The sequence below is a fragment of the Halopseudomonas sp. T1L2 genome, assembly GCF_055397385.1.
The window spans coordinates 1,608,087-1,630,644 of record NZ_AP040865.1 but is presented as its reverse complement, the minus strand read 5'-3'; the positions used below and the strand labels follow the sequence as shown (position 1 = coordinate 1,630,644).

At 61.6% G+C, this 22,558-nt stretch carries 22 protein-coding genes; 11 read left to right on the top strand and 11 right to left on the bottom strand.

Annotated elements, in window-relative coordinates:
- Positions 1-2: 2 nt before the first annotated feature.
- Both ACZ5WQ_RS07580 and ACZ5WQ_RS07575 read right to left on the bottom strand, forming a co-directional pair.
- On the bottom strand, positions 3-659 hold the full coding sequence (locus ACZ5WQ_RS07580) for a transglutaminase-like cysteine peptidase (protein ID WP_418887096.1): 657 nt from the start codon (positions 657-659) through the stop codon (positions 3-5).
- Positions 660-766: 107 nt separating this feature from the next.
- The gene (locus ACZ5WQ_RS07575) at positions 767-1,354 is read right to left on the bottom strand and encodes a UPF0149 family protein (RefSeq protein WP_228246104.1); all 588 of its coding nucleotides are present in this window, start codon (positions 1,352-1,354) and stop codon (positions 767-769) included.
- A gap of 120 nt (positions 1,355-1,474) precedes the next feature.
- Between ACZ5WQ_RS07575 and recQ the strand changes: the two genes are divergently transcribed.
- A complete protein-coding gene (gene recQ / locus ACZ5WQ_RS07570) occupies positions 1,475-3,604 on the top strand; it encodes a DNA helicase RecQ (RefSeq protein WP_335598707.1) in 2,130 nt (709 codons plus the stop codon).
- 12 nt (positions 3,605-3,616) lie between these two features.
- Here the strand turns inward: recQ and ACZ5WQ_RS07565 are convergent, their stop codons facing one another.
- On the bottom strand, positions 3,617-5,794 hold the full coding sequence (locus ACZ5WQ_RS07565; protein WP_464383491.1) for a patatin-like phospholipase family protein: 2,178 nt from the start codon (positions 5,792-5,794) through the stop codon (positions 3,617-3,619).
- Between the two features lie 160 nt (positions 5,795-5,954).
- On the opposite strand from ACZ5WQ_RS07565, the gene ACZ5WQ_RS07560 reads away from it, so the two are divergent.
- Positions 5,955-6,773: a UDP-2,3-diacylglucosamine diphosphatase gene (locus ACZ5WQ_RS07560; protein ID WP_269687075.1), complete on the top strand. Its 819-nt coding sequence runs from the start codon at positions 5,955-5,957 to the stop codon at positions 6,771-6,773.
- Between the two features lie 6 nt (positions 6,774-6,779).
- Here ACZ5WQ_RS07560 and ACZ5WQ_RS07555 read toward each other — a convergent pair whose 3' ends face one another.
- From ACZ5WQ_RS07555 to ACZ5WQ_RS07545, 3 genes are all read right to left on the bottom strand, one after another.
- Positions 6,780-8,159: an adenylate/guanylate cyclase domain-containing protein gene (locus tag ACZ5WQ_RS07555; RefSeq protein ID WP_269688697.1), complete on the bottom strand. Its 1,380-nt coding sequence runs from the start codon at positions 8,157-8,159 to the stop codon at positions 6,780-6,782.
- Between the two features lie 188 nt (positions 8,160-8,347).
- Entirely contained in the window at positions 8,348-8,917 is a 570-nt protein-coding gene (locus tag ACZ5WQ_RS07550; RefSeq protein ID WP_088273745.1) for an HD domain-containing protein, read from the bottom strand.
- Between the two features lie 103 nt (positions 8,918-9,020).
- Positions 9,021-9,347 carry an Mpo1-like protein gene (locus tag ACZ5WQ_RS07545; protein ID WP_464383490.1) on the bottom strand — a complete coding sequence of 109 codons (327 nt, stop codon included), beginning with the start codon at positions 9,345-9,347 and terminating at the stop codon, positions 9,021-9,023.
- Between the two features lie 206 nt (positions 9,348-9,553).
- On the opposite strand from ACZ5WQ_RS07545, the gene ACZ5WQ_RS07540 reads away from it, so the two are divergent.
- Both ACZ5WQ_RS07540 and ACZ5WQ_RS07535 read left to right on the top strand, forming a co-directional pair.
- Positions 9,554-10,585, top strand: coding sequence for an AraC family transcriptional regulator (locus tag ACZ5WQ_RS07540; RefSeq protein WP_233048176.1), 1,032 nt, complete (start codon positions 9,554-9,556; stop codon positions 10,583-10,585).
- A 5-nt stretch (positions 10,586-10,590) separates the two neighbouring features.
- Complete coding sequence (locus ACZ5WQ_RS07535; RefSeq protein WP_285676268.1) at positions 10,591-11,157, top strand: nitroreductase family protein; 567 nt, start codon at positions 10,591-10,593, stop codon at positions 11,155-11,157.
- A gap of 1 nt (position 11,158) precedes the next feature.
- Here the strand turns inward: ACZ5WQ_RS07535 and ACZ5WQ_RS07530 are convergent, their stop codons facing one another.
- The 5 genes from ACZ5WQ_RS07530 to ACZ5WQ_RS07510 all read right to left on the bottom strand — a co-directional run bounded on the left by ACZ5WQ_RS07530 (position 11,159) and on the right by ACZ5WQ_RS07510 (position 14,374).
- Entirely contained in the window at positions 11,159-12,487 is a 1,329-nt protein-coding gene (locus ACZ5WQ_RS07530) for a HAMP domain-containing sensor histidine kinase (protein ID WP_269687077.1), read from the bottom strand.
- Between the two features lie 21 nt (positions 12,488-12,508).
- The gene (locus ACZ5WQ_RS07525; protein ID WP_233048173.1) at positions 12,509-12,856 is read right to left on the bottom strand and encodes a Spy/CpxP family protein refolding chaperone; all 348 of its coding nucleotides are present in this window, start codon (positions 12,854-12,856) and stop codon (positions 12,509-12,511) included.
- 103 nt (positions 12,857-12,959) lie between these two features.
- The gene (locus tag ACZ5WQ_RS07520; protein WP_464383634.1) at positions 12,960-13,640 is read right to left on the bottom strand and encodes a response regulator; all 681 of its coding nucleotides are present in this window, start codon (positions 13,638-13,640) and stop codon (positions 12,960-12,962) included.
- Positions 13,637-14,056 (bottom strand): SH3 domain-containing protein, encoded by a 420-nt coding sequence (locus ACZ5WQ_RS07515; protein ID WP_464383489.1) that lies wholly within the window; start codon positions 14,054-14,056, stop codon positions 13,637-13,639. Before ACZ5WQ_RS07515 ends, ACZ5WQ_RS07520 begins: the two co-directional genes overlap by 4 nt.
- 15 nt (positions 14,057-14,071) lie before the next feature.
- The gene (locus ACZ5WQ_RS07510) at positions 14,072-14,374 is read right to left on the bottom strand and encodes a YciI family protein (protein ID WP_228246095.1); all 303 of its coding nucleotides are present in this window, start codon (positions 14,372-14,374) and stop codon (positions 14,072-14,074) included.
- 168 nt (positions 14,375-14,542) lie between these two features.
- Between ACZ5WQ_RS07510 and ACZ5WQ_RS07505 the strand changes: the two genes are divergently transcribed.
- From ACZ5WQ_RS07505 to ACZ5WQ_RS07475, 7 genes are all read left to right on the top strand, one after another.
- A complete protein-coding gene (locus ACZ5WQ_RS07505) occupies positions 14,543-15,397 on the top strand; it encodes a PHP domain-containing protein (protein ID WP_269687078.1) in 855 nt (284 codons plus the stop codon).
- Between the two features lie 30 nt (positions 15,398-15,427).
- Positions 15,428-16,072, top strand: coding sequence for an L-threonylcarbamoyladenylate synthase (locus tag ACZ5WQ_RS07500; protein ID WP_464383488.1), 645 nt, complete (start codon positions 15,428-15,430; stop codon positions 16,070-16,072).
- 124 nt (positions 16,073-16,196) lie between these two features.
- A complete protein-coding gene (locus tag ACZ5WQ_RS07495; protein ID WP_235005723.1) occupies positions 16,197-17,375 on the top strand; it encodes a tryptophan--tRNA ligase in 1,179 nt (392 codons plus the stop codon).
- Between the two features lie 3 nt (positions 17,376-17,378).
- Complete coding sequence (locus ACZ5WQ_RS07490; protein WP_228246093.1) at positions 17,379-18,254, top strand: segregation and condensation protein A; 876 nt, start codon at positions 17,379-17,381, stop codon at positions 18,252-18,254.
- Complete coding sequence (scpB, locus tag ACZ5WQ_RS07485) at positions 18,235-19,065, top strand: SMC-Scp complex subunit ScpB (protein ID WP_464383487.1); 831 nt, start codon at positions 18,235-18,237, stop codon at positions 19,063-19,065. The genes ACZ5WQ_RS07490 and scpB overlap by 20 nt, the downstream gene beginning before the upstream one ends.
- A 64-nt stretch (positions 19,066-19,129) precedes the next feature.
- Positions 19,130-20,032 carry a 23S rRNA pseudouridine(2605) synthase RluB gene (gene rluB / locus ACZ5WQ_RS07480; RefSeq protein WP_233048169.1) on the top strand — a complete coding sequence of 301 codons (903 nt, stop codon included), beginning with the start codon at positions 19,130-19,132 and terminating at the stop codon, positions 20,030-20,032.
- 248 nt (positions 20,033-20,280) lie between these two features.
- Positions 20,281-22,488 carry a leukotoxin LktA family filamentous adhesin gene (locus tag ACZ5WQ_RS07475; RefSeq protein WP_464383486.1) on the top strand — a complete coding sequence of 736 codons (2,208 nt, stop codon included), beginning with the start codon at positions 20,281-20,283 and terminating at the stop codon, positions 22,486-22,488.
- Positions 22,489-22,558: the final 70 nt, after the last annotated feature.

The following is a 22,558-nucleotide window of genomic DNA, read 5'->3' as shown; positions in this document are numbered from 1 at the left end:
ACTCAGGGTAAGCCGGGGGCATCGAAGCCCTCGTTCTGCATTTTTTTCAACAGATCCTGCCAGCGCGACAGTTGTTTTGCCGAGCCGGTCTGGGTGTTGCCGCGGCCGGCCAGCCATAGCCCTTCCGCATTGAAACTGTAAACCGGCAACAGGTCGCTGCGCTGCGATGCGGGCAATATGCTATCGATCAGGTTGTCCAATACCAGCGGTTCGCTATCGGGGGTGGCGTAGTAGGTCAGCACCATATGAGCCTGATTCAGCTCCAGCGCCTTGACGTAGGTCAGGCGTAGCTGATCGTTGGATATGCCGGCCCGGCGCAGGCTGAAGTATTTGGCGATGGAGTAGTCTTCGCAGTCTGCCGCACCCTTGACCATGGATTCGGCCGGTGATGCCCAGTAGTCCACCTGGCCCCAGATGTCGATGTCGTCGCTGAAGCGCAGGCGCTGATTGAAGAAGGTGTTGATGGTTTCGAGCTTCTGCGCTTGCTCGAGCGCCTGGCTGTTGTCGAGCATGCTGCGCCATTCCTGCAGGCGCCACTGGGCTTGCATGTCCGGACGATAGAGGGTGGTGATGCGCGCGAAAATCTGTTCGTAGTCCCAGCCGATCGCAGACAGGGCGACCAGCAGCAGACTGGCAGGGAGAAAGAAGCGGAGGCGGATGGGTCGTTTCACTGCAGTGGCATTCCGGCAGCGTTAGCCGAGGTAATGCCACCCAGTGTAGGCAAGCGCGCGCAGTTCGTCATGTCTGCTGCGCGCACCCGTGTGGCTCAGGAACGTTTCAACAGGGCTGGACGAGGCTTTTCTTCCGGGGCGTGGAACAGCAGGAAAAGCTGGGTGAGTACCTGCGGAATGTGCTCGACCATATCCTCGACCATGTCTTCGTCCTGCTCGATCTCGGCGAACTCGGGTTGATCGGCAAACAGGCCGGAGCCGACCATGACCGGCAACAGCAACTCGCTGACCAGCTCTTCGTCATTGCTGAACCAGGCCTCCTCACGCAGGAAAACCCCCTCCATAAAGCCGATGCACCAGCTGCGCAGGTCCGAGTAATCGGGCTCGTCACCCAGGGTCAGCTCACAGGGCAGTTCGAGATCCTCGTCGCTGGCCAGCTCGCGAGCGATGCGGGCCTTGAGCTCCAGCAGGGTGCCGATGATCTCGTCCTGCTGCGCGGGGCTCTCGTAGGGCGGGGTTTCGGCGAACAGCTCGGCCAGCAGCTCCTCGTCGGCAACCGGCTCCGGGCTGATGGCCAGTGCGCTCAGGTAGCCACAGGCGGCCATGTAGTCCAGCGCTTCGTCGTGCAGGTCATCGGCGTCCAGAAAAGCTTGCAGGCGCTGGAGTTGGTCATTGAAGGACATGGGACACCTCTCATTGTTTGTTCGGTCATTTTACGCATGCCCCGGGCAATTGCCAAAGACGTTATACTCTGCGGCCGCTGATTCTGCCCATCAACGGAATCGGATCTGGTGAGGAGACCCATGCGCGAGCAAGCACTGCAGCAACTCAGGAACGTGTTTGGCTACGGCGAATTCCGTGGTCAGCAAGCGGATATCATTGATCAGGTGGCCTGTGGCGGCGATGCGCTGGTCTTGATGCCGACCGGTGGTGGCAAGTCACTGTGCTATCAGGTGCCCGGGCTGCTGCGTGAGGGGCTGACAGTGGTGGTTTCGCCGCTGATCGCGTTGATGGACGATCAGGTCGCGACGCTGAACGAGCTGGGGTTGACGGCGGCGGCGCTCAATTCCACGTTGAGCGAAGACGCCCAGCGCGAGGTGGCCCGGCAGATGCGCGCCGGTGAGCTGCAGTTTCTCTATCTGGCCCCGGAGCGTCTGCTCAAACCCCGTACTCTGAATTTTCTGCAGTCTTTGCCGATTGCCCTGTTTGCGATTGACGAGGCGCACTGTGTTTCCCAGTGGGGGCACGATTTTCGCCCCGAGTATCTGCAGCTGGGTCAGTTGGCAGAGCTGTTCCCCGGCGTGCCGCGCATGGCGCTGACCGCCACGGCGGATGAACGTACCCGCGAAGAGATGGTCCAGAGGCTGAAACTTGAGCAGGCTGCCTGCTTTGTTTCCGGCTTTGATCGCCCCAATATTTTTTATCGCATCGTGCCCAAGGATAAGCCCCGTCAGCAGTTGCTCGGTTTTCTGCGCGAGCACAAGGGGGACGCCGGCATTGTCTATTGCCTGTCGCGCAAGAAGGTAGAAGAAACCGCCGCCTGGCTGTGCGAGCAGGGCTGGCCTGCCTTGCCCTATCATGCGGGCTTGCCGCAGGAGTTGCGCTCCACGCATCAGCGCCGCTTCCTAAATGAGGAGGGGCTGGTAATGGTCGCGACCATCGCCTTCGGTATGGGTATCGACAAGTCCAATGTGCGCTTTGTCGCTCATCTGGATCTGCCCAAGAGTGTCGAGGCCTACTACCAGGAAACCGGTCGTGCCGGCCGTGATGGTCTGGCTGCCGACGCCTGGATGGCCTACGGCCTGCAGGATGTGCTGATGCTCAATCAGATCATGGCCGGCTCGGAAGGTGACGAGCGCCATAAACGCATTGAGCGGCACAAGCTTGACGCCATGCTGGCCCTCTGCGAACTGACTACCTGTCGCCGGCAGACGCTGCTGGGCTACTTCGGTGAAACCCTGGAGCAACCCTGCGGTAACTGTGACAACTGCCAGGAGCCGGTTTCGACCTGGGACGGCAGTGAGGCGGCGCGGATGGCGCTGTCGACGATCTATAGAAGCGGTCAGCGTTATGGCGTGGGTCACCTGATCGACATTCTGCTCGGTCGCGATAACGAGAAGATTCGCAGCGCCGGTCATCAGCACCTTTCTACCTACGGGATTGGCAAGTCACTGGGTGAGAATGAATGGCGCTCGGTGTTCCGCCAGTTGATCGCCCTGGCTCTGGTCGAGGTGGATCTCGATGGCTATGGCAGCCTGCGCCTGAGCGAACGCTGTCGTCCGCTGCTGCGTGGCGAGCAGAGCCTGCAGTTGCGCCGTGATGTCAGCAAGCCGGCAGCCTGGGGCAGCCGGGGCAGCAACAAGCCGGTGATTGCCGAGGCTGATCGCGCCCTCTGGGAGTCGTTGCGCACCCTGCGCAAACAGCTGGCGGACGCTCACGGTGTGCCGCCCTACGTCATCTTCACCGACAATACGCTGGTCGATATGCTGCGTCAGCGGCCGACTACCCTGCAGGATATGGCACTGGTCAGTGGCGTCGGTTCGCACAAGCTTGAGCGCTATGGCGCTGATTTTCTTCAGGTTCTGGCCGGTGATGGAGCGGCGGCACAGGCTCAGGAGACCCGTGATGCCCATGAGGCGATTGCCATGGTGCGCGCCGGAATGAGCCCGGAACAGGCAGCCATGCAGCTGGGGCAACCGCTTCGCAAGGTCTACGGTCAGCTGGCGCAGGCGATTACCACCGGCAACCTGACCCTGGAGCAGGCCATCGACATCGGACCCGCTCAGCTTGAGCGGTTGCAGGATGCCTTTCTCAATTTCGACGGCGAGGATCTGCCCGGCGTAAGAACCCTGGCGCGTGAGCTGGACGAGCCGGTTGACGAAGGGGTGTTGCACTGCATCCGTGCCGCACTGGTGCTGGAAATCAGCGGCTAGGGGGCTGCCGGTTCAGAACGTCTGGCCCAGCTTCATATACAGGGCCTCGTGGCCCTCTTCGTTGACGCCCAGCCCGAAGAACAGCGGGCCAACCAGCGTATCCATGCCCATCAGCAGGCTGCCGGCACCGAAGTAACCGGTATCGAACCCGGCATCGTCGCGGTTGTATACGCGGCCGTACTCCAGGCTGGCGCCCAGGTAGAAAGGCAGGCTGAGCGTGTTGAAGTAGCTGGGTGCCAGGCGCCGATAATAGACCAGCCGGCCGAGCTGGTAGTTCTGACCGGCCAGGCCGTCCTGGCGGAAACCGGAAAACCAGCCGGGGCCGCCCAGACTGAAGCTGCTTTGCGCCACATCCACGTCGCTGTCGGTACGACCGATAAAACCGCCCAGTTGCAGGCTGTTGGGGCCGAAGCCGAAGGCTTTGTTGACCCTGAACTCGATCTGCTGGTAACGCGCGTCGGCCCCCAGATCCGGCTCGGACTGGCGCCAGCTCAGGCGCGCCTCTTCCCCCGAATGCGGGAAGTTCACATCGTCCAGCGTGTCGCGGTCGATCTCCAGCGAGTAGAAGGCTTCGTTGAAGTCGATGGAGGGCAGGTCGGGGTCGCCGATGCGTACTCGCGAGTTGCCGCGGTAGCGCGACAGGCCGAAACGCACTTCACCGCTGTTAGCGATCTGGCGGCCCAGATTCAGGCCGGCACCATAGCGTTTCTGACGGTAGCCAACGATCGGATCGTCGTCGTCGATAACGTCGATGTTGCGCGCTTCGGCATCGATAAAGGGCGCCACAAAATAGCGTGAGCCATAGTCAAGCGGCTGGTAGAACTCGGTATAGAGCTCCTGTTCCGACCCGACCTGCAGCCGGGTCAGCCATTCCGCGCCGAGCGGGTTGAGACCGTTGACGCGAAAGCTGGCGCCAACGTTGTACTGACTGTCGCCTTCAAAGTCGTCTACCAGATTCAGGCCCAGACGCAGATAATCGGTGCCGGTGCGGCGGCCAGCCGTATGTACCAGCAGGGTGTTGCGGCCCTGGTCGTGGACGATTTCGTAGGTGACTCGGCTGAAATAGTCGGTGCCGTAGATGGTGCCCATGTCGGTTTGCAGGCGGGCCAGATTCAGAGGCTCGCCGATTGGCTGGCGGATCATGCCGAGCACCACCTCGTCGGCCACCTTGCCGCTGTTGTCCACTTCGATGGCATGAATGATGGCCTGGCGCTGAGGCCTGCTGCTGGCCAGGTTGCCGCCGCTTTCGGCACCGTCCGGGGCGACGAATGCCAGCACGCCATTGGCCTCGGCGAGGCTGCGGGCGCCGGCATCAATGGCCTGCTGTGCGTCGGCGAAGCTGCTGAACCCCATGTTGCCAAGCGCCGGTTGCAGCAGCAGGTCACGATCGGTCAGGGTGGCAAGCTGCTTCTCGGTGTTGGTGCGGGTCAGCAGGGTTGTTGTCTGGTCCATGATGTCGAGCACCGAGGTCAGCTCGCTGGCAGACTTCAGCGGAGTGCCGATGTCAACCACGATGACCCTATCCACGCCCATGGCGCGCGCGACGTCGATGGGCACGTTCTTGCTCAGTACACCGTCCACCAGCAGGCGGCCATCCACTTCGACCGGGGCGAAGAATCCGGGCAGTGCCAGGCTGGCTCGGATGGCCAGCGGCAAGTGCCCGTGGTCGAATACCACGGCTTCACCTGTGGCAATGTCGGTCGCCACGGCACGAAACGGGATAGGCAACCTGTCGAAGTTGTCGATTTCATTGGTGTGGACCAGCAGGCTTTCCAGCACCACTCCCATGTTCTGGCCCTGCAGCAGGCCAAGCGGCAGGCTGAGAACGCCGTTGTTGAAGGTGAGCCGTTGCTTGACCAGGAAGTCGCGGTCGTCCTGTTTGCGACGGTAGGGTATGTCTTCGCGCTGGGGGGAGTCACTCAGCGCATCCTGCCAGTCCAGTTCGAGTGCGAGCTTCTCCAGTTCTTCGGCACTGTAGCCTGAGGCATAAAGGCCGCCGATGACCGCGCCCATGCTGGTGCCGGCAATGGCGTGGATCGGGATGTTGAGTTCTTCCAGTTGCTTCAGTACGCCGATGTGGGCCAGGCCACGGGCACCGCCGCCGGACAGCACCAGACCGGTACGCAAGGGTTCGGCCGCGGTCCAGCCCGAAAGGATCAGCAACAGTAGCGGCAGCAGGCGTTTGAACATGGTGTGGGTCCGGATAAGGCAACGGCTGGAGGCCGCCATTGTATACGAAGCGGCGAATTCCTGCGGTGCTGTGGTGTTGTCATATTGCGGTCATCCGGATGACACAGTCCGGTCACCGCCGGACGGTAGCGTGAAGACAACTTCCCGAGGAGGCAGGCGCATGAATACAGCGGTGTTGTTGCCAGAGGCGCAAAAACAGCGGGTCAGGACGCTGTGGATATCGGATCTCCATTTGGGCACGCGCGGATGCCAGGCCGACAAGTTGGCGACCTTCCTCAAGTCTGTCGAGTGCGATCAGCTGTATCTGGTGGGCGATATCATCGACGGTTGGCGGCTGCGCAAGGGTATCTACTGGCCCCAGGCGCATACCAACGTATTGCGGCGTATCCTCACCATGAGCAAGCGCGGCACCCGGGTAACCTATGTCACCGGCAATCACGACGAGTTTCTGCGGCGCTACTCCACGCTGGTGCTGGGCAATATCGAACTGGTTGACGAGGTGGTACATCAGTGCGACGACGGCCGCCGGCTGCTGGTAATCCACGGCGACCAGTTCGATGTCATTACCCGCTGCCACCGCTGGCTGGCCTTTCTCGGCGATCACGCCTATGAGTTCAGTCTGGTTCTGAACCGCTGGCTCAATCACTGGCGTTCGCGCTTCGGCCTGGGCTACTGGTCATTGTCAGGCTATCTCAAACACCGGGTGAAGAAAGCGGTTAACTTCATCAGCGAGTTTGAGGAGGCGCTGGCGCACGAATGCAATAAGCGCGGTCTGGATGGCGTGGTGTGCGGGCATATCCACCATGCCGAGATCAGCAGGGTCAGCGGTATCGATTATCTCAACTGCGGTGACTGGGTCGAGTCCTGTACGGCGCTGATCGAACACCAGGATGGCCATATCGAGCTCTATCGCTGGCATGATGCTCAAGCGCAAATGCTGCAGCCGGTGAGCGACGCGCTTGAGGAGCGGGCGGCCTGACGCCGTCTAGACAATGACCTTGTCGCGTAACTTGCGGGCGGCCTGCTCCAGTGCCTTGATGATCTGTTCCTTGTCATAGTTGCGAACGTGAGTGGTATCCAGATACATCGAAAAACCGGTCAGCTCGTGCTCCACATAGGTCGGCGCGGCGCCCAGTTCGCGGCGCAGCCCGACCACTTCGTAAATCTGCACCGGTCGTGAGAAGCCTTTCACGCTGATCTGGCCCTTGTCGCGGCACATGATCAGTTCCTTCACCAGGGAGTAGGTCTCGTGCGAGATCAGAATCTCGCCGGCGTCGGCTGCGCCCTCCAGGCGGCTGGCCAGATTCACCTCGCGGCCGATGATGGTGTAATCCATGCGGGTCGCGGTGCCGAAGTTACCGACGGTGCAGTAACCGGTGCTCAGCCCCATGCGGATTTCCAGCGGCTTGGTGATGCCGCGGCTGCGCCACTGCTGGCGCAGCACCTTCATATGCTTGCGCATGGCAATGGCCATGGAGACCGCAGCCTCTGCGTCCTGCTTGGCGCCACGTGTTGACGGGTCGCCGAAGAAGACCATGACGCAATCACCGACGAACTTGTCGATGGTGCCACCGTATTGCAGGGCGATACGCGACATCTCGTCCAGGTAGTTGTTCAGCAGGTCGGTCAGGGCTTCGGCTTCCAGCTCCTCGGCCAGCTCGGTGAAGCCGCGAATGTCCGAAAAGAATACGGTCAGCTTCTTGCGTCGTGTTTCCAGTCGAGCGCTGCGTTTACCCGAGAAAATGGATTCCCAGACCTGCGGCGACAGGTATTTGGAGAGGTTGGCGGCCAGCCGTGACGTCTTCTCCTGCTCGCGTTGCAGCTGCTGCTGGGCCTGTTCCAGGTGGCGGCCCTGGCGATGCACGAATGCCGCGACGATCAACAGGAAGAAGCCTCCGCTGATAAGGCTGACCAGGGTCACCAGATTCGAGCTGGCGAAGACCAGTTGTGGCTGAAAGGCTGCCGCGCCCAGCAGGGCGCCGGCGATAGTCAGCAGACTGCCGGCGATCAGGTAGGGTGAGCCACCGGCAATCAGGCAGGAGAAGCCTACCAGCAGAAAGAACATCAGGCTGGGTACCACGGTGAATCCGAGCACCGCCATGAACGCGCCGGTATGAACGGCATCGAGGGCAAGCAGGGTAAGGCGCTTGGTGGTTGAGTGTTGGGGCGGGACCTTACGGCTGATCAGGTGAGCCAGTTGCGGATAGGCAAGCGCATAGAGAATGCTGATCAGATAGGCCAGCTGATGGCCGCGTTCGACCAGCACGGCGCTGAAGGTCAAGGCGACGCACAGGTAGGCAATGGTGCGCGAGTAATAACCTTCAAGGGGCGGTTTGGCGAGCGGTTTGTGGGTGTCGGTGATCATGTTCAGTCGAATCCGTGGCCGGGCAAGAGCACCGAGCGGGTGTCTGTGACTGGGCATGATAGGCCGTAATCCGCACGGCGGACAATGCCGCGCGGACAGGCTGCGAGTTGCTGGCGAGGTGTGGATTAATGCCGCGCGTAACCGGGCGTAGCGCAATGCCCGGTGCGTGCGCCGTCCACGCTGCTCGCCTAGACCTTGTAGATACTGTTGCGCGGTTTGGCGAACACGCGGCGCAGCATGGGTTCGAAGAATTCCAGCGGCTCGCTTTCATAATCCGGATCAAAGGCCGGTGCGTCGTACTTGGCGCAGAACTCGGCGGTGTACTGATACTGCGGATGATCCTTGAACTGGTCGCGCAGATGCCGATCCATGCCGAGGTGGTGGAAGAAATAGTAGCCCTGGAAGACGCCGTGCTTTTCAACCATCCAGAGGTTCTCCGGGCTCACAAACGGCTTGAGGATGGCGGCGGCAATGTCCGGGTGGTTGTAGCTGCCCAGGGTGTCACCGATATCGTGCAGCAGCGCGCAGATGACATATTCCTCATCCCGACCGTCACGGTGGGCGCGCGTCGCGGTCTGGATCGAATGTTCCAGGCGATCGATCGGAAATCCGCCGTAGTCACCGTCCAGCAGGCGCAGGTGGGCGAGGATGCGGTCGGGCAGATTCTTGGCGAACGGACGGAAGTGCTCGGAGATGATGCTCCAGTCTTCTGCGGTTCCTTCCTGCATGGCACGGAACGTGGCGTGTTGCTCACCCATGATGGATCTCCTCTTGTTATCTGTTTTGGGTCAGGCTGCAGGCATCATAGAGGCGATAGCTGGAGGTGACTGTCGCTGTGCTGACATTCAGGCGATTCACCGCTCAGAAGCGGATTCGGCCGGTCAGCGCATCGCGCAGCATGACCCAGTCTCCCAGAAAACTGTAAAAGGGATGGGTAAAGGTCGCCGGCTTGTTGTGTTCAAAAAAGAAGTGGCCAACCCAGGCAAACCCGTAGCCGGCGATCGGCAGGGCCAGCAGCCACCAGAGATTGCCGCTGAGCAGGCTGTAAAGCAGCAGGAGGATTACCAGACTGCTACCGGCGTAGTGCAGGCGGCGACAGGTGTCGTTCTGGTGCTCGCTCAGGTAGTAGGGGTAAAACTCGGCAAAGGTGCTAAAGCGAGTCGGTTCGGGTGTGCTGGATGCTGGCATGATAGCGGTCCTGTAGGTGGCAGAAACGGTTGAACTCGGCCGCTGAGGCGCGTGACATCAGGTTAGACAATGCAGTAATAGACGGGTATGGCTATCGCGGCCAAGTCGAGCTGCGCAGGTTTTTTATTCGCCTGCACTTTTAGTCTATGATCGTCCGCCGGATACCAAAAACGAACGTCTGAATCCGCTCACAGCGGCGAGAAATCATGGATCGCGCAATACGGACCACATCAGCAGGTTGGGTTTCTGCCATCGGCCACGCTCTGGCCGTCGACGGGCTGGACATTGCTGCAATATTCCGCGAGCTGGGGCTGGATGCCGAGGTGCTGACCGACCCGGATGCGCGGATCAGCCAGGACAGCATGACCCGGGTCTGGCAGCTGGCGGTCGAGCGCAGTGGCAATCCGGCTATCGGCCTGAACATGGCAAGGGTAGTGCGGCCAGGTCATTTCAGTGTGGTCGGTTACTCGCTGATGTCCAGTCGCACGCTGCGAGAAGGCTTTGGCCGGGTGGTGCGCTATCAGCGGCTGATCGGCGAGTCGGCCGATATGGTAATGCAGATCGAACCTGATACCTGCCGGCTGCAATTTGCCATCCACGGCGATCGGTTGCCCGCAGCGCGGCAGAGCGTGGAGGCAGCCATGGCTTACGCGTTGGCGTTCTGCCGCTGGATGACCGCGGAACCCATTGTGCCGCTCAAAGCCACCTTCGCCCGACCCGAGCCACAGGACACCACGCCCTATCGCGCACTTTTCGATTGCCCGCTGGAGTTCGATGCGCCGAGCTATTCGCTGCTTATGTCCCGTCAGTTGATGGAAGCGCCTCTGGCTACCGCCAATGACAGCCTGGCCAAGTTGCACGATCGCTTTGCCGGCGATTTTCTGGCCCGCTTTGAATCCGACCCTGTCACTCACCAGACCCGTCAGGTACTCTGCCGCCTGTTGCCCCAGGGCGAGCCCAAGCGGCAGACGGTTGCCAGTGCCATGAACATGAGCACGCGGACCCTGCAGCGTCGCCTGCAGGAAGAGGGTGTCAGCTTCCAGCAACTGCTTGAGCGCACCCGCCGGGAACTGGCGCTGCAGTATCTGGGTCAACCCCAACTCACACTGTTCGAGATCGCCTGCATGCTGGGCTTTGCCGATCCGAGCAATTTCTTTCGTGCCTTCAAGCGTTGGTTCGGCCTGCCGCCGGGCCAGTATCGTGAACAGGTACTGCAGGACCAGTCCGAGGAGGAATGATACCCGTGGATGCCTTGACCCTGCTGCATGAGCGGGTTTCCGTGCCGCGCCTGGTTGGCCCGGCCCCGACTGCCGAGCAGCAACAGGCGATGTTTCTGGCTGCCCTGCGGGCGCCTGATCATGCCTATCTTCGTCCCTGGCGTTTTCTGGTCATCGAAGGTAGCGGTCTTGACGCTCTGGGTGAGCTGTTTGGCCGGGCCGCGCTGGCCGATACGCCGGACCTGTCGGCGGATACGCTGGCGCGCTATCAGGGGTTGCCGTTGCGGGCGCCGCTGATGATCGTGGCCATCAGCCGCCATCAGGAACACGCCAAGGTGCCGGTGATCGAGCAGGATCTGGCCTGCGGTGTTGCCGTCGGCAACATGCTGCTGGCAGCACATGCGATGGGGCTGGGGGCGGTTTGGCGTACCGGAGCGCTGGCCTATCACCCGGTGGTGCGTCGCGGGCTGGCGCTAGAGGAAAACGAGCACATTCTGGCCTTTCTCTACGTCGGCCATCCTGCCGGAGAACGCAAGGCGGTGCCGGCCCTGGACGTTGATCGGTTCTTCACTCGCTGGCCGGCACAAGATTGACTCAGTGCTGAACGGTCGGCAGGCTGATGTCGACCCGCAGTCCGCCTGCCGGATTGTGTGAAAAGCACAGACGGCCGCCGTGTCGCGCGATGGCCCGCCGGGCAATCGTCAGCCCCAGACCGTAGCCACTGTCCTGACTCTGGCCCGGCACCCTGAAGAAGGAGTCACCAAGTTTGTCCAGCCATTCATCGGCAACCCCCGGACCCTGATCATCAATCCGAATCAGTGCCTGCCCTGCGCTGCGGCGCAGGCTGATCTGAATCTCGCCGTTCTCCGGGCTGAAGCGCACAGCATTGCGAAGCAGGTTATCGATGGCGGCTGCCAACTGGTCCGGCCAGCCGTGGAGCGTTAAACCGGTTTCACCGCTCAGGGCAATGGCAAGATCGGATGCGCCAAAGCGCGCATCCTCAACAATCTCGGCAATCAGCGGGTCCAGGGCAAATGCGCTGGCCGGCTCGCGCCGGGTATCCAGCCGGCTGAGGGTCAGAATGCCGTCAATCAGTTGGTCCAGGCGGTCGCATTCGCGATCCAGACGCTGCCAGAGCGGGTCATCGGCTGGCAGGTTCTGCTGGCTGCCGAGCGCCAGTCCGACGCGAAGCCGCGCCAGCGGCGAGCGCAGTTCATGGGATACATCACGCAGCAGTTGCTGCTGGCTGTCCAGCAGTGTCTGGACCTGCTCGGCCATGCTTTCGAAACGGCGGGCCAATTCGCCAAGCTCGTCGCGACGAGCCGTGGTTTTTTGCAGACGCTGTGCATTGAACTCGCCTTTGGCCAGCGACTGGGCAGCAGCGCCCAGATCACCCAGCGGGCGCGTCAAATAGCGGCTCAGCAGCAGACTCAGCAGGGCCAGCACAACGACCGCCAGACCAATATTGAGCAGCAGCGTAAGCGGGGTGCGTTGACTTCGCCACAGGGTTGGGGCGGGTACATGAAGGGCGATGATGTAGCTGGCCTGGTCGGTAGTCCAGGCCAGCTGAAACAGGCGTCCTGGTCCGGGGGGCTGTTCTGGTGGTCCCGGAGGTACGTGTGACTCGGCCTGTAGCCGCGGCCGGCGCGACAGGGTGCCAGGCAGCAGGCTGTCGCCGGCGGCGTCAAACAGTCGAGCGCGCAGGCGATGTTCGCTGCGTTGCCGTTCGAGCCACTGCTGAGCGGCGCTTGGGCCGCTCTGCTCGTAGACGGTTGCAAGCTGCGCTGCAAAGTCGCGCAGCTCGGGATTCAGTTGCAGCAGCAACCAGTCCTGCTGCAGGGCGCGACTGACCAGAAAGCCTGAGCCGCCGACCAGCAGGGTTGCCAGCCAGAGTACGGCAAATACTTTCCAGAACAGGCGCATGCAGCGTTCTCTTGGTCAGGTTCAGCGGTTACAGGGTTCGCCGCGCGACAGGCGGCCTTCGCGGCGTTCCTGCATCTGCTCGCGGCGCTGTTCATGCAGTTGTTCCATCTTTTGCCGTTGCTCGGCGGTCAGGACGGCATCAAAGCGCGCCTTGCTTTCCTCGCGCAAGGTCTGGAACCTGGCGCGCTCTTCTTCACGAATCTGGCTCAGCTGGGCTTTTTGTTCGTCAGTCAGCGACAGCTCTTCAGCCATGCGCTCGAAACCGCGCTGGTGCATTGAACCGTCCCGAGGCTCTGCAGGTGCGGCCATCAGGCCGGCAGACAGGCTGACAGTCAGCAGCAGGGTAGTAGCAAGCAGGGTGTTTTTCATGGTCGTTCTCCGTGGATATCTGACCGGGAAATCCGCTCATTGCCTGCAGAGTCTAGTGATCCTTTTGTCAGCGGCGGCCTGTATTGGGTAAAGACTGTGTAAATCAGCTGCCAAGCAGATAGCCGCGTCCGCGGATCGACTGGATGCGCGGGCGACCGTCCGGGTACGGGCCCAGCTTGCGGCGCAGATTGCTGATGTGCATGTCGAGGCTGCGGTCGTAGGCGCCCAGTGGCTTGCCGAGGGCCTCGCGCGATAGTGTCTGGCGGTCCACTACCTGCGCGGGCCGGGTCATCAGCGCACGCAGAATCAGTGCTTCGCTTTGCGTCAGTTGCAACGGCTCGTCGTCCAGCCAGGCCATCAGGCTGCCGCTGTCCAGGCGCAGGCCGGCATGGGTCAACACCTCGCCGGCGCTGTCTTGTGCCGGCTTGCTTCGGCGCAGCAGCGCCCGCAGTCTGGCGACCAGTTCGCGCGGGTCGCAGGGTTTGGCCAGATAGTCGTCAGCGCCCAGTTCGAGGCCGAGAATGCGGTCCACCGGTTCGCCGCGCGCACTGAGCATCAGCAGGGGAGTCCTGCAGCTCTGGCGCAGTTCGCGGAGGATTTCCAGTCCGTTCATGCCGGGCAGCATGACGTCCAGGATGATGACGGCAAAGTGATCGGAGCGCGCAGCCTGGAGGCCGCTTGGGCCGTCGTGGCAGGCGCTCAGGGCAAAGCCGTCGGTGGCAAGCCAGTCGGCCAGCAGGTCGCAAAGTTCCTGATCGTCGTCGATGATCAGGATAGGGGTCAGTTCAGCCATTCGCGGCGTTTCTGGCGGCCCAGCTTGGCCAGCAGGAAGCCCAGCAGCAGGCTGCCGGCAACCGTCAGTCCGCCGACCAGGAACCAGCGCTGCTGTTGCGCGACCAGGCGGCTCTGGGCCTCCATGCGCGCTGCCAGATTATCCGCGCGCAGTTGCTGATTTGCTTCCTGCAGCTGGCTGATCTCTTCCGATTCGCCACCGGCGGCGAGCTGGTCGGCGAGGCGCTGACGTTCAGCTTCCACACTGGCCAGTTCGGCCTGGAGCGTGCCGATGTCCTGTTGGCTGTTCGCCGTTGCGCTCGGCGCTGTCTCGGGTGCGACTGTCTCGGGCACGGTATCGGCAGTTTGTGCTGTCGCGGCGTTGACCAGGCCGCACAACATTAGCGCAAGGGTGAATGGTCGTAACATGGGCAGCATCCTTGATCAGGCCGGAAATACACGCTTGAAGGGTTTGACGGTGACCTGCTGGTAGACGCCGGCTGCAACATAGGGATCGTTGTCGGCCCAGTGCTGTGCATCATCCAGTGACGGGAACTCGGCGACCACCAGGCTGCCGGTAAAGCCGGCGCTGCCCGGATCTTCGCTGTCGACTGCCGGCAACGGCCCTGCCAGCAGCAGGCGGCCTTGCTCCTGCAGTGTCTGCAGGCGGGCCAGATGATCCGGGCGGGCGGCCAGACGGGCGGAGAGACTGTCGGGGGTGTCGGTAGCCATGATGGCGTAGAACATGCGGAATCCTTGCTGTGTGATTCGGGCGGACAAATGCAGGGTGGCGAGCCGGCGGACTCTTTCGCAGGCTGCGTTGATTCACGGGCGGACTTACCTGCCTGAGCGTATAGCCGGCATAATAGGCGAAAGTCCCGCCGTGGCGTCAAGCGGCCCGCCAGGAGAGTTTTCGTGATTGTCGACTTGCACATGCACAGCACCGCCTCTGACGGCAGTCTCAGCCCCGAGGCGTTGATGCAGCGCGTCCACGCCGCCGGCGTTGATCTGGTCGCACTGACCGATCACGACTGTATCGATGGCCAGGCAGAGGCCGCAGCGACCGCCCGCGCGCTGGGTGTCCGATGGGTCAGTGGGGTGGAGATGTCCGCCCAGTGGTTTGGCCACACATTGCATATTCTGGGTTATGGATTTGACCTCGATGCACCTGCAATGGTCGATGCGCTCGCAGCGGTGCGCGAGGGGCGCTGGAGCCGCGCTCATCAGATCAGCGAGCGGCTTGCGGGCAAGCGTATGCCTGGTGCGTTCGATGGCGCGGTGGCGGTTCAGCAGGCCGCGGGCGGCGATGCGTCTCAGCCGCCGGGGCGCCCGCACTTTGCCGAATGGATGGTGCAGGCCGGGCATGTTCGCGACCACGGTGAGGCATTTCGCAAGTGGCTCGGTGCCGGCAAGCTCGGCGACATTCGCCAGCATTGGCCGACCGTCGCCGAGGTCGTGAGCCAGATTAGGGCTGCCGGCGGGGTAGCGGTTATTGCGCACCCCTGGCATTACGGGCTGACCCGCAGCAAGCTGAGAGCGTTGCTGCGTGAATTTGCCACTGCCGGAGGCCGGGGCATTGAAGTGGTGAACGGCAAGCAACCGGTCGACCAGGTGGCCTATCTGGGTAAGCTGAGTGTCGAATTCGGTTTTCTGGCCAGTTGTGGCAGCGATTTCCACAGTCCGGATTCGCCCTGGACCAGCCTGGGTAACATGACTGCTCTGCCAGCCGATTGCGATCCGGTCTGGGAGGATCGTGTGTTCTGCGGCTAAACTGCGGGTAAACCATTTCAGAGACGGCTCATGAGTCAATTTTTTCAGATCCACCCGAATAATCCGCAAGTCCGCCTGATTCGTCAGGCGGCTGACATCGTTCGGCAGGGTGGCGTGATTGCCTACCCGACCGACTCGGCCTATGCGCTGGGCTGCCAGCTGGGCAACAAAGCCGCGCTGGAGCGAATTCGGCGCCTGCGTCAGCTTGATGACAAGCACAACTTCACGCTGGTCTGTCGGGACTTGTCCGAGCTGGGTGTCTACGCCAAGGTAGACAACACTACGTTCCGCCTTCTCAAGGCGGCGACTCCCGGGCCCTACACCTTCATTCTGAATGCCACCACTGAAGTGCCGCGTCTGTTGCTGCATCCCAAACGCCGCACTATCGGCCTGCGGGTGCCGGATCACCAGATCACGCTGGATCTGCTCGAGGCGCTGGGCGAGCCTTTGCTGAGCGTAACGCTGATCCTGCCGGACGATCCGTTGCCGCTGACCGATCCGGAGCAGATTCGGGATCGGCTGGGCAAACTGGTTGATCTGATCATCGATGGCGGAGCCTGTACAGTCGAGCCAACGACTGTGATCAGCCTGCTTGACGGTGAGGCGGAGTTGCTGCGCGAGGGGCGCGGTGATCCGGAGCCGTTCGGTCTGAGTCGCGATGAAAACCTTGACTGATTGCTGTCGGGCGCTGACGCTTGGCGCTTTATCGGTATAATCGCCGCTGGTTAACCATCTCAATACGTCTTTTCAGGAGTTCCCCTTGAGTTCTGTCGATTCGCAGCGCCGGGTTTTGTCAGGCATGCGTCCCACCGGGCGTTTGCATCTGGGCCACTATCACGGTGTGCTGAAAAACTGGGTGAAGCTGCAACATGAGTATGAGTGCTTCTTCTTCGCTGCCGACTGGCACGCGCTGACCACGCACTACGAAGATCCGCAGAGCATCGAGCAGAACGTCTGGGACATGCTGATCGACTGGCTGGCAGCCGGTGTCAGCGGTACCTCGTCAACCCTGTTTATCCAGTCACAGGTGCCCGAGCACGCAGAGCTGCATCTGCTCCTGTCGATGGTGACGCCGGTCAGTTGGCTGGAGCGCGTACCGACCTACAAGGATCAGCAGGAAAAGCTCAAGGATCGCGATCTGGCAACCTACGGCTTTCTGGGTTACCCGCTGCTGCAGAGTGCCGATATTCTGATTTACCGCGCCGGCCAGGTACCGGTTGGTGCTGACCAGGTCGCGCACGTTGAGATTACCCGTGAAGTGGCGCGTCGCTTCAACCATCTGTACGGCAAGGAAGTCGGCTTCGAAGAAAAGGCCGAAGCAGCCGTCAAGAAAATGGGCAAAAAGGCCGCCAAGCTGTATTCCTCGTTGCGCAAGGCCTACCAGGAGCAGGGCGATGCCGAGGCGCTGGAAACGGCTCGTGCGTTATTGAAAGAGCAGCAGAACATCACTCTGGGTGATCAGGAACGCCTGTTCGGTTATCTGGAAGGCGGCGGCAAGGTCATCCTGCCTGAGCCGCAGGCACTGCTGACGCCTGACTCGAAAATGCCGGGTCTGGACGGTCAGAAAATGTCCAAGTCCTACGGCAACACCATCACCCTGCGCGACACCACCGATGAGGTATCCGAGAAGGTGCGCCGCATGCCGACCGATCCGGCCCGCGTGCGCCGCAACGACCCGGGTGATCCGGCCAAGTGTCCGGTCTACCAGTTGCATCAGGTGTATACCGACAAGGCCACCCACGACTGGGTGCAGGAAGGCTGCCGCAGCGCCGGTATCGGTTGTATCGATTGCAAGAAGCCGATCATCGACGCGATCAGCGCTGAGCTTGAGCCGATGCAGCAGCGCGCGGCGGAGTATGAAGCCAACCCGGACGCGGTGCGCATGATCCTCAACGAGGGCACCGAGCGCGCCCGTGACGCCGCGCGGGACACCTTGATCGAAGTGCGTCAGGCCATGGGCCTGCAGTACCGCCAGTAACCGATGGCTGACCCAACGCAGGACGCTGAGGTCAGCCCCGACTCCGATGCCCCGGTGGATCGCTCCCGGGGTGTCGGGCGGCAGCAGGAGCTGCCCCTGGCTGTCGTCTACGGCGAGGCCTACACCGAGGTCCCGCAGGATCTGTATATCCCCCCTGAAGCCCTTGAGGTTTTTCTCGAAGCCTTTGAAGGCCCGCTCGATCTGTTGCTCTATCTGATTCGCAAGCAGAACATCGATATTCTCGACATCCCGGTTGCTGAAATAACACGTCAGTACATGTCCTACGTCGAGTTGATGAAGGCGGTGCGGCTGGAGCTGGCGGCAGAGTATCTGGTGATGGCGGCGATGCTCGCCGAGATCAAATCCCGCCTGTTGCTGCCGCGCCCCGAAGAAATGGAGGATGATGAAGGCGACCCGCGTGCCGAACTGATCCGCCGGCTGCAGGAGTACGAGCGCTTCAAGAAAGCCGCCGAGGATATGGATGCACTGCCGCGCATGGGCAGGGAAACCTGGGCTGTGCGGGTGGAGGTAGGTGAGCTACCCAGCCGGCGTGCCCATCCGGAGGTCAGCATGCAGGAGCTGCTGCTGTCGCTGTCCGAGGTATTGCGCCGGGCAGAAATGTTTGAAAGCCATCAGGTTACCCGCGAGGCGCTGTCGACCCGCGAGCGCATGGCCGAGGTGCTTGACCGGCTCAAGTCAGGGCAATTCGTGCCCTTTGTCAGCCTGTTCACCGCCAGCGAAGGCAAGCTCGGCGTGGTTGTTACCTTTATGGCGGTGCTGGAGCTGGTCAAGGAGCAACTGGTTGATCTGGTGCAGAACGAGCCGTTTGCACCCATTCATGTCAAGGCGAGGGGAGAGGATGAGTCAGCCGCCGATTGAACACATCATTGAAGCCGCCCTGCTGGCTGCCGGTCGCGCGTTGTCGATCGACCGTCTGCGCGAACTCTTTGATGAAGACCGGATGCCGGGTTTTGACGACGTTCGCAAGGCGCTGGAAAAAATTGCTGCCAGTTACGAGGGGCGGGCGATCGAGCTGCGCGAGGTTGCCAGCGGCTGGCGCCTGCAGGTGCGCGAGGCTTACGGCCCCTGGGTGGCGCGGCTCTGGGAGGAGCGCCCGCAGCGTTATTCCCGCGCTCTGCTGGAGACCCTGTCGCTGATTGCCTACCGCCAACCCATCACCCGCGGCGAGATTGAAGACATCCGCGGCGTGGCGGTCAGCACCCAGATCGTCAAAACCCTGCTGGATCGCGAATGGGTGCGTATCGTCGGGCACCGAGATGTACCGGGCCGCCCTGCGATGTACGCGACTACTCGCCAGTTTCTCGACTATTTCAATTTACGCAGCCTGAACGAGCTGCCGCCGCTCGCTGCGGTGCGTGAAATGGATGAGCTGGACCTTGAGCCTGAGCTGGCGTTGTCTGGAGAGAGTGAACAGCCAGTGTCTGTTGATGGGGCAGTGGATGAACCCTGGCTCCCGGTTGGGCCGCTCAAGCCACTGGATTCAAAAGAGGGGCAGAGCGGTTTCCGTAATCTGCTTGATGAGCTCAATGCGATGGAAGCTAATCTCAAGAGTGATTTTGATGACATGCCGGTAGCGGACGTGCCGGTAGCGGACGTGCCGGTAGCGGACGTGCCGGTCGCCGATGAGCACGATCGACCAGATGATTCCGACGAAGAGCCTGTGAACTGATATAGCTGGCGCAGGGCGTCGGTGTTATCCTGCTCGGCTTTTATCTACACCGGGAGGTGCTCCAATGACCGACGAATTTGAAGTAAACGATAGCCCGGCGGCCCCCGCCGCAGGCGAAAAGCTGCAGAAAGTGCTGGCCCGCATGGGGCTGGGCTCGCGCCGCGAAGTGGAAGGCTGGATCGCAGCCGGTCGCGTCAGCGTAAATGGTCAGCGCGCCGAGCTGGGCTGCCGTGTTGACAACATGGATCAGATCAGTGTCGATGATCGCCCGCTGCGGCGTGACCTGAGCACCGAGGTTGTGCGCCGCGTGATGCTCTACAACAAGCCCGAGGGTGAGGTCTGTACGCGCGATGACCCGGAGGGTCGCCCCACGGTCTTTGATCGTCTGCCGCGCCTCAAGCACGGCCGCTGGATCAATGTCGGCCGTCTCGATATCAACACCAGCGGTCTGCTGCTGTTCACCACTGACGGTGAGCTGGCAAACCGGCTGATGCACCCGTCCTGGCAAATGGATCGCGAGTACGCGGTGCGGGTCATGGGCGAGGTGGATGACGAGATGATCGAGCGTCTGAAGGAAGGTGTCATGCTCGAAGACGGTCCGGCCAAGTTTACCGACATCGTGTCCTCCGGCGGCGAAGGTATCAACCGCTGGTTTCACGTCTGCCTGATGGAAGGCCGCAACCGCGAAGTCCGCCGTCTGTGGGAGTCGCAGGGCGTGCGCGTCAATCGTCTGAAACGGGTGCGTTTCGGGCCGGTCTTCCTCGGGGCAGAGCTTCCGGTCGGTCGCTGGCGCGAGCTGAAACAGAACGAGCTGGATGCTCTCAGCATGGAAGTGGGGCTGGAGCCGATTGCCCTGCCGGCGATGAAAACCAGCGACAAGGAAAAACTGCAGCGTCTGGCCCGCAAGCCGTCCATGCATCAGGCTCGTCAGCCGCGTGGTGGGCGCAAGCCGACGCGCTCGCGCTGAGGTATTTGTAAGCAGGCGTGACAGATTACTGTCACGCCGCGTCATCTCCGGGTTTCGGCGTCATCGGTTCGCCCTTTGCACCGTTGTTGATTGCTTAGCGTTTTGCTACAGTGCGCTGTCAAAAATTTATTGTCGACAGTGAGGTTGGCATGGCCAGCGCAGGGAAAGCGAAGAAATCGGGTGGGCGTTCGACTCAGGTTTCTGTATTCAACCGTCATCCGTTAACAGTTTTGATGTTGGCTTCGGGCATGATGCCCGGCTGGAGTCTGGCCAACGACATCACGCTGCACACCGGTAGTGGAGGGCAGACCGCCACCACGATTGCGGTCAACGGCGCCAATACCGACATCACCACCGCAACGGTGCGTGGTCAAACCGGCTTCAACTCCTTCGGTAACTTCACTGTCGACGCCGGCAATACGGTCAATCTGCACGTGCCCGGTGGCGCGAGCAATCTCGTCAACCTCGTCCACGACTCGCGCGCGGTCATCAACGGTACCCTGAACGGCCTCAAGGGTGGCAAGGTTGGCGGCAATATCATCTTTGCCGACCCGCACGGCTTTGTTGTTGGCGCCTCCGGTGTGGTCAACGTCGGCAGCCTGACCGTCACCACGCCCAATACCGCGACCATGGACGAGCTGCACCGGATTGCGGCAGTTGATGGTGCTGTGACCGACAGTCAGGCCGATGACTACGTCGCCAGGCTGGCTGCCGGCGAGCTGCCCAGTGCCGAGCTGGCCAGTGATGGCAGTAATGCAATCGTCATTCGTGGCATGGTCAATACCAACGGTTCCATCAACCTCCACGGTGCTTCGGTACTGGTTGAGGCCACTGCCAACCTGCAGGCCGGCACCGACGTTGCCCGGACTGTGTTCAACAGCACGGTAAATACCGAGGGCCTGGCGATTGGCGACGCGGTTGCCCGTGCTGATGGCGGAATCGTTATCACCGCGACTGACAATGTCGAGATCTCCGGCGAGCTTGCTGCGCTGATGGCCGATGACTCGGGGGCGCAGGTTCAGATCGCAGCTCGCAAGTCGCTGGAACTGAATGGCGATGCGTTGATCAGTACGCGAGGCGAGAATGGGCAGGACAGCGGTAATGTCACCCTGGAGGCGCCGTCAATTACGCTCGCCGACAATGCTCAGGTGGTTACCCGCGCCACCGGTGCGGGTCGCTCGGGCGATATTGCGCTCAATGCGCTCAGTGATATCAGCTGTACCTTCTGTGACGAAGACGCCGAAGCTCAGACCCTTGATGACCTGAAAACCGGCATTCAGTATCAGGCCAATCCCTGGTTATCCGCCAATCTGGGCAAAGCCGAAATCATCGTCGGTGAGAACGCTGTGCTGGACGCCGGACACGCTACCGGTGACAACGCCGGCGACGTTACCCTGGATGCCTACGGGCTGAACAGGCAAATGGCCGGGTACGCCGAAGCCGGTGCGCGGATTGATGTTGACGGCACTATCACCGGACGTAATGTCACCATCACCGCTGACGCGCGGGCCGAGGTTTCTCGCGACATTCTCGGCATGCTGCTCAGCAAGTACGACCTCAAGGACGACATCGCCCAGCTGGCTTCCGACAATGGCTGGAGCGAGGCAGAAACCTGGGCCAATGTGCTCGATACTCTGGCCGATCCTATCAAGGCCTACGCCGGAACGGCAGACACCAACGCCTTTCTGGAAACACCGACCAACTTTTCCGAACTGACCCTGCTGGTGCCGAACCTGTCGGCCTACATCGCCAAGGCCGACGCTGTCGTTGATATTGGCGCCACAGCCAATATCAACGCCAGTAACGATCTGACCGCCTGGGCAACCACCCAGCGCGCGGTAGACAGCTCCACCTGGAGCATTCCGGTACTCGGCAAGAAAATTCCCTTCGGCTTCGATGCTGCCTACGGCCAGATTTCCGGCCTGACCGAGGTCGTGGTGAACTCGGGCGCTACGCTCGATGTTGGGCGGGACTTGTCGGTAGTCGCGCACAGTGACAACAGCCTGTCGGTCACCGCTGCTGCAGAAAACAGCGTTGATGGCGAAGGCAGTGCACTCAAGACCATGGGTCTTGGGTTCGGCATGGCGATGAGCAATATCAACACCCGCGCGGTGGTCGCCGATGGCGCCAACCTGACGGTGGACCGGGATGTCAACGTACTCGCGCTGACCGAGCAGGAGCTGGAGACCAGTGTCAGCTTCAAGGCCAGTGGTGAGGGTGCAACCGGCGGCCCCGCAGTTGGTGTATCGCTCTTCAATAGCGATACCTACGCCGAGTTCAGTGCCGACCTGGACGGCGCGCGTAATCTGAATGTCAATGCAGCCAATGTGGTCTACAAGCAGATTACCTCGGTCACCGTCTCTGCCGGTGCCTCCGAGCCGGGTTATCTGGACAAGCTCAAGGAAAAGGCCAATGAGCAGGTAGCCAAACCGGTTACCGACTACCACTACGCGTAACCTGTTCGACAGCGGTGATATCGCGGGTGAGGCGGTACTGGCGATTGCCGGCAGCGTTGCCGGCACCGGT

Coding starts and splice junctions, on each gene's coding strand:
- ACZ5WQ_RS07575 (WP_228246104.1), bottom strand. CDS start 1,354: ATGTCCTTCAATGACCAACTCCAGCGCCTGCAAGCTTTTCTGGACGCC.
- recQ (WP_335598707.1), top strand. CDS start 1,475: ATGCGCGAGCAAGCACTGCAGCAACTCAGGAACGTGTTTGGCTACGGC.
- ACZ5WQ_RS07565 (WP_464383491.1), bottom strand. CDS start 5,794: ATGTTCAAACGCCTGCTGCCGCTACTGTTGCTGATCCTTTCGGGCTGG.
- ACZ5WQ_RS07560 (WP_269687075.1), top strand. CDS start 5,955: ATGAATACAGCGGTGTTGTTGCCAGAGGCGCAAAAACAGCGGGTCAGG.
- ACZ5WQ_RS07555 (WP_269688697.1), bottom strand. CDS start 8,159: ATGATCACCGACACCCACAAACCGCTCGCCAAACCGCCCCTTGAAGGT.
- ACZ5WQ_RS07550 (WP_088273745.1), bottom strand. CDS start 8,917: ATGGGTGAGCAACACGCCACGTTCCGTGCCATGCAGGAAGGAACCGCA.
- ACZ5WQ_RS07545 (WP_464383490.1), bottom strand. CDS start 9,347: ATGCCAGCATCCAGCACACCCGAACCGACTCGCTTTAGCACCTTTGCC.
- ACZ5WQ_RS07540 (WP_233048176.1), top strand. CDS start 9,554: ATGGATCGCGCAATACGGACCACATCAGCAGGTTGGGTTTCTGCCATC.
- ACZ5WQ_RS07530 (WP_269687077.1), bottom strand. CDS start 12,487: ATGCGCCTGTTCTGGAAAGTATTTGCCGTACTCTGGCTGGCAACCCTG.
- ACZ5WQ_RS07525 (WP_233048173.1), bottom strand. CDS start 12,856: ATGAAAAACACCCTGCTTGCTACTACCCTGCTGCTGACTGTCAGCCTG.
- ACZ5WQ_RS07515 (WP_464383489.1), bottom strand. CDS start 14,056: ATGTTACGACCATTCACCCTTGCGCTAATGTTGTGCGGCCTGGTCAAC.
- ACZ5WQ_RS07510 (WP_228246095.1), bottom strand. CDS start 14,374: ATGTTCTACGCCATCATGGCTACCGACACCCCCGACAGTCTCTCCGCC.
- ACZ5WQ_RS07500 (WP_464383488.1), top strand. CDS start 15,428: ATGAGTCAATTTTTTCAGATCCACCCGAATAATCCGCAAGTCCGCCTG.
- ACZ5WQ_RS07495 (WP_235005723.1), top strand. CDS start 16,197: ATGCGTCCCACCGGGCGTTTGCATCTGGGCCACTATCACGGTGTGCTG.
- ACZ5WQ_RS07490 (WP_228246093.1), top strand. CDS start 17,379: ATGGCTGACCCAACGCAGGACGCTGAGGTCAGCCCCGACTCCGATGCC.
- scpB (WP_464383487.1), top strand. CDS start 18,235: ATGAGTCAGCCGCCGATTGAACACATCATTGAAGCCGCCCTGCTGGCT.
- rluB (WP_233048169.1), top strand. CDS start 19,130: ATGACCGACGAATTTGAAGTAAACGATAGCCCGGCGGCCCCCGCCGCA.
- ACZ5WQ_RS07475 (WP_464383486.1), top strand. CDS start 20,281: ATGATGCCCGGCTGGAGTCTGGCCAACGACATCACGCTGCACACCGGT.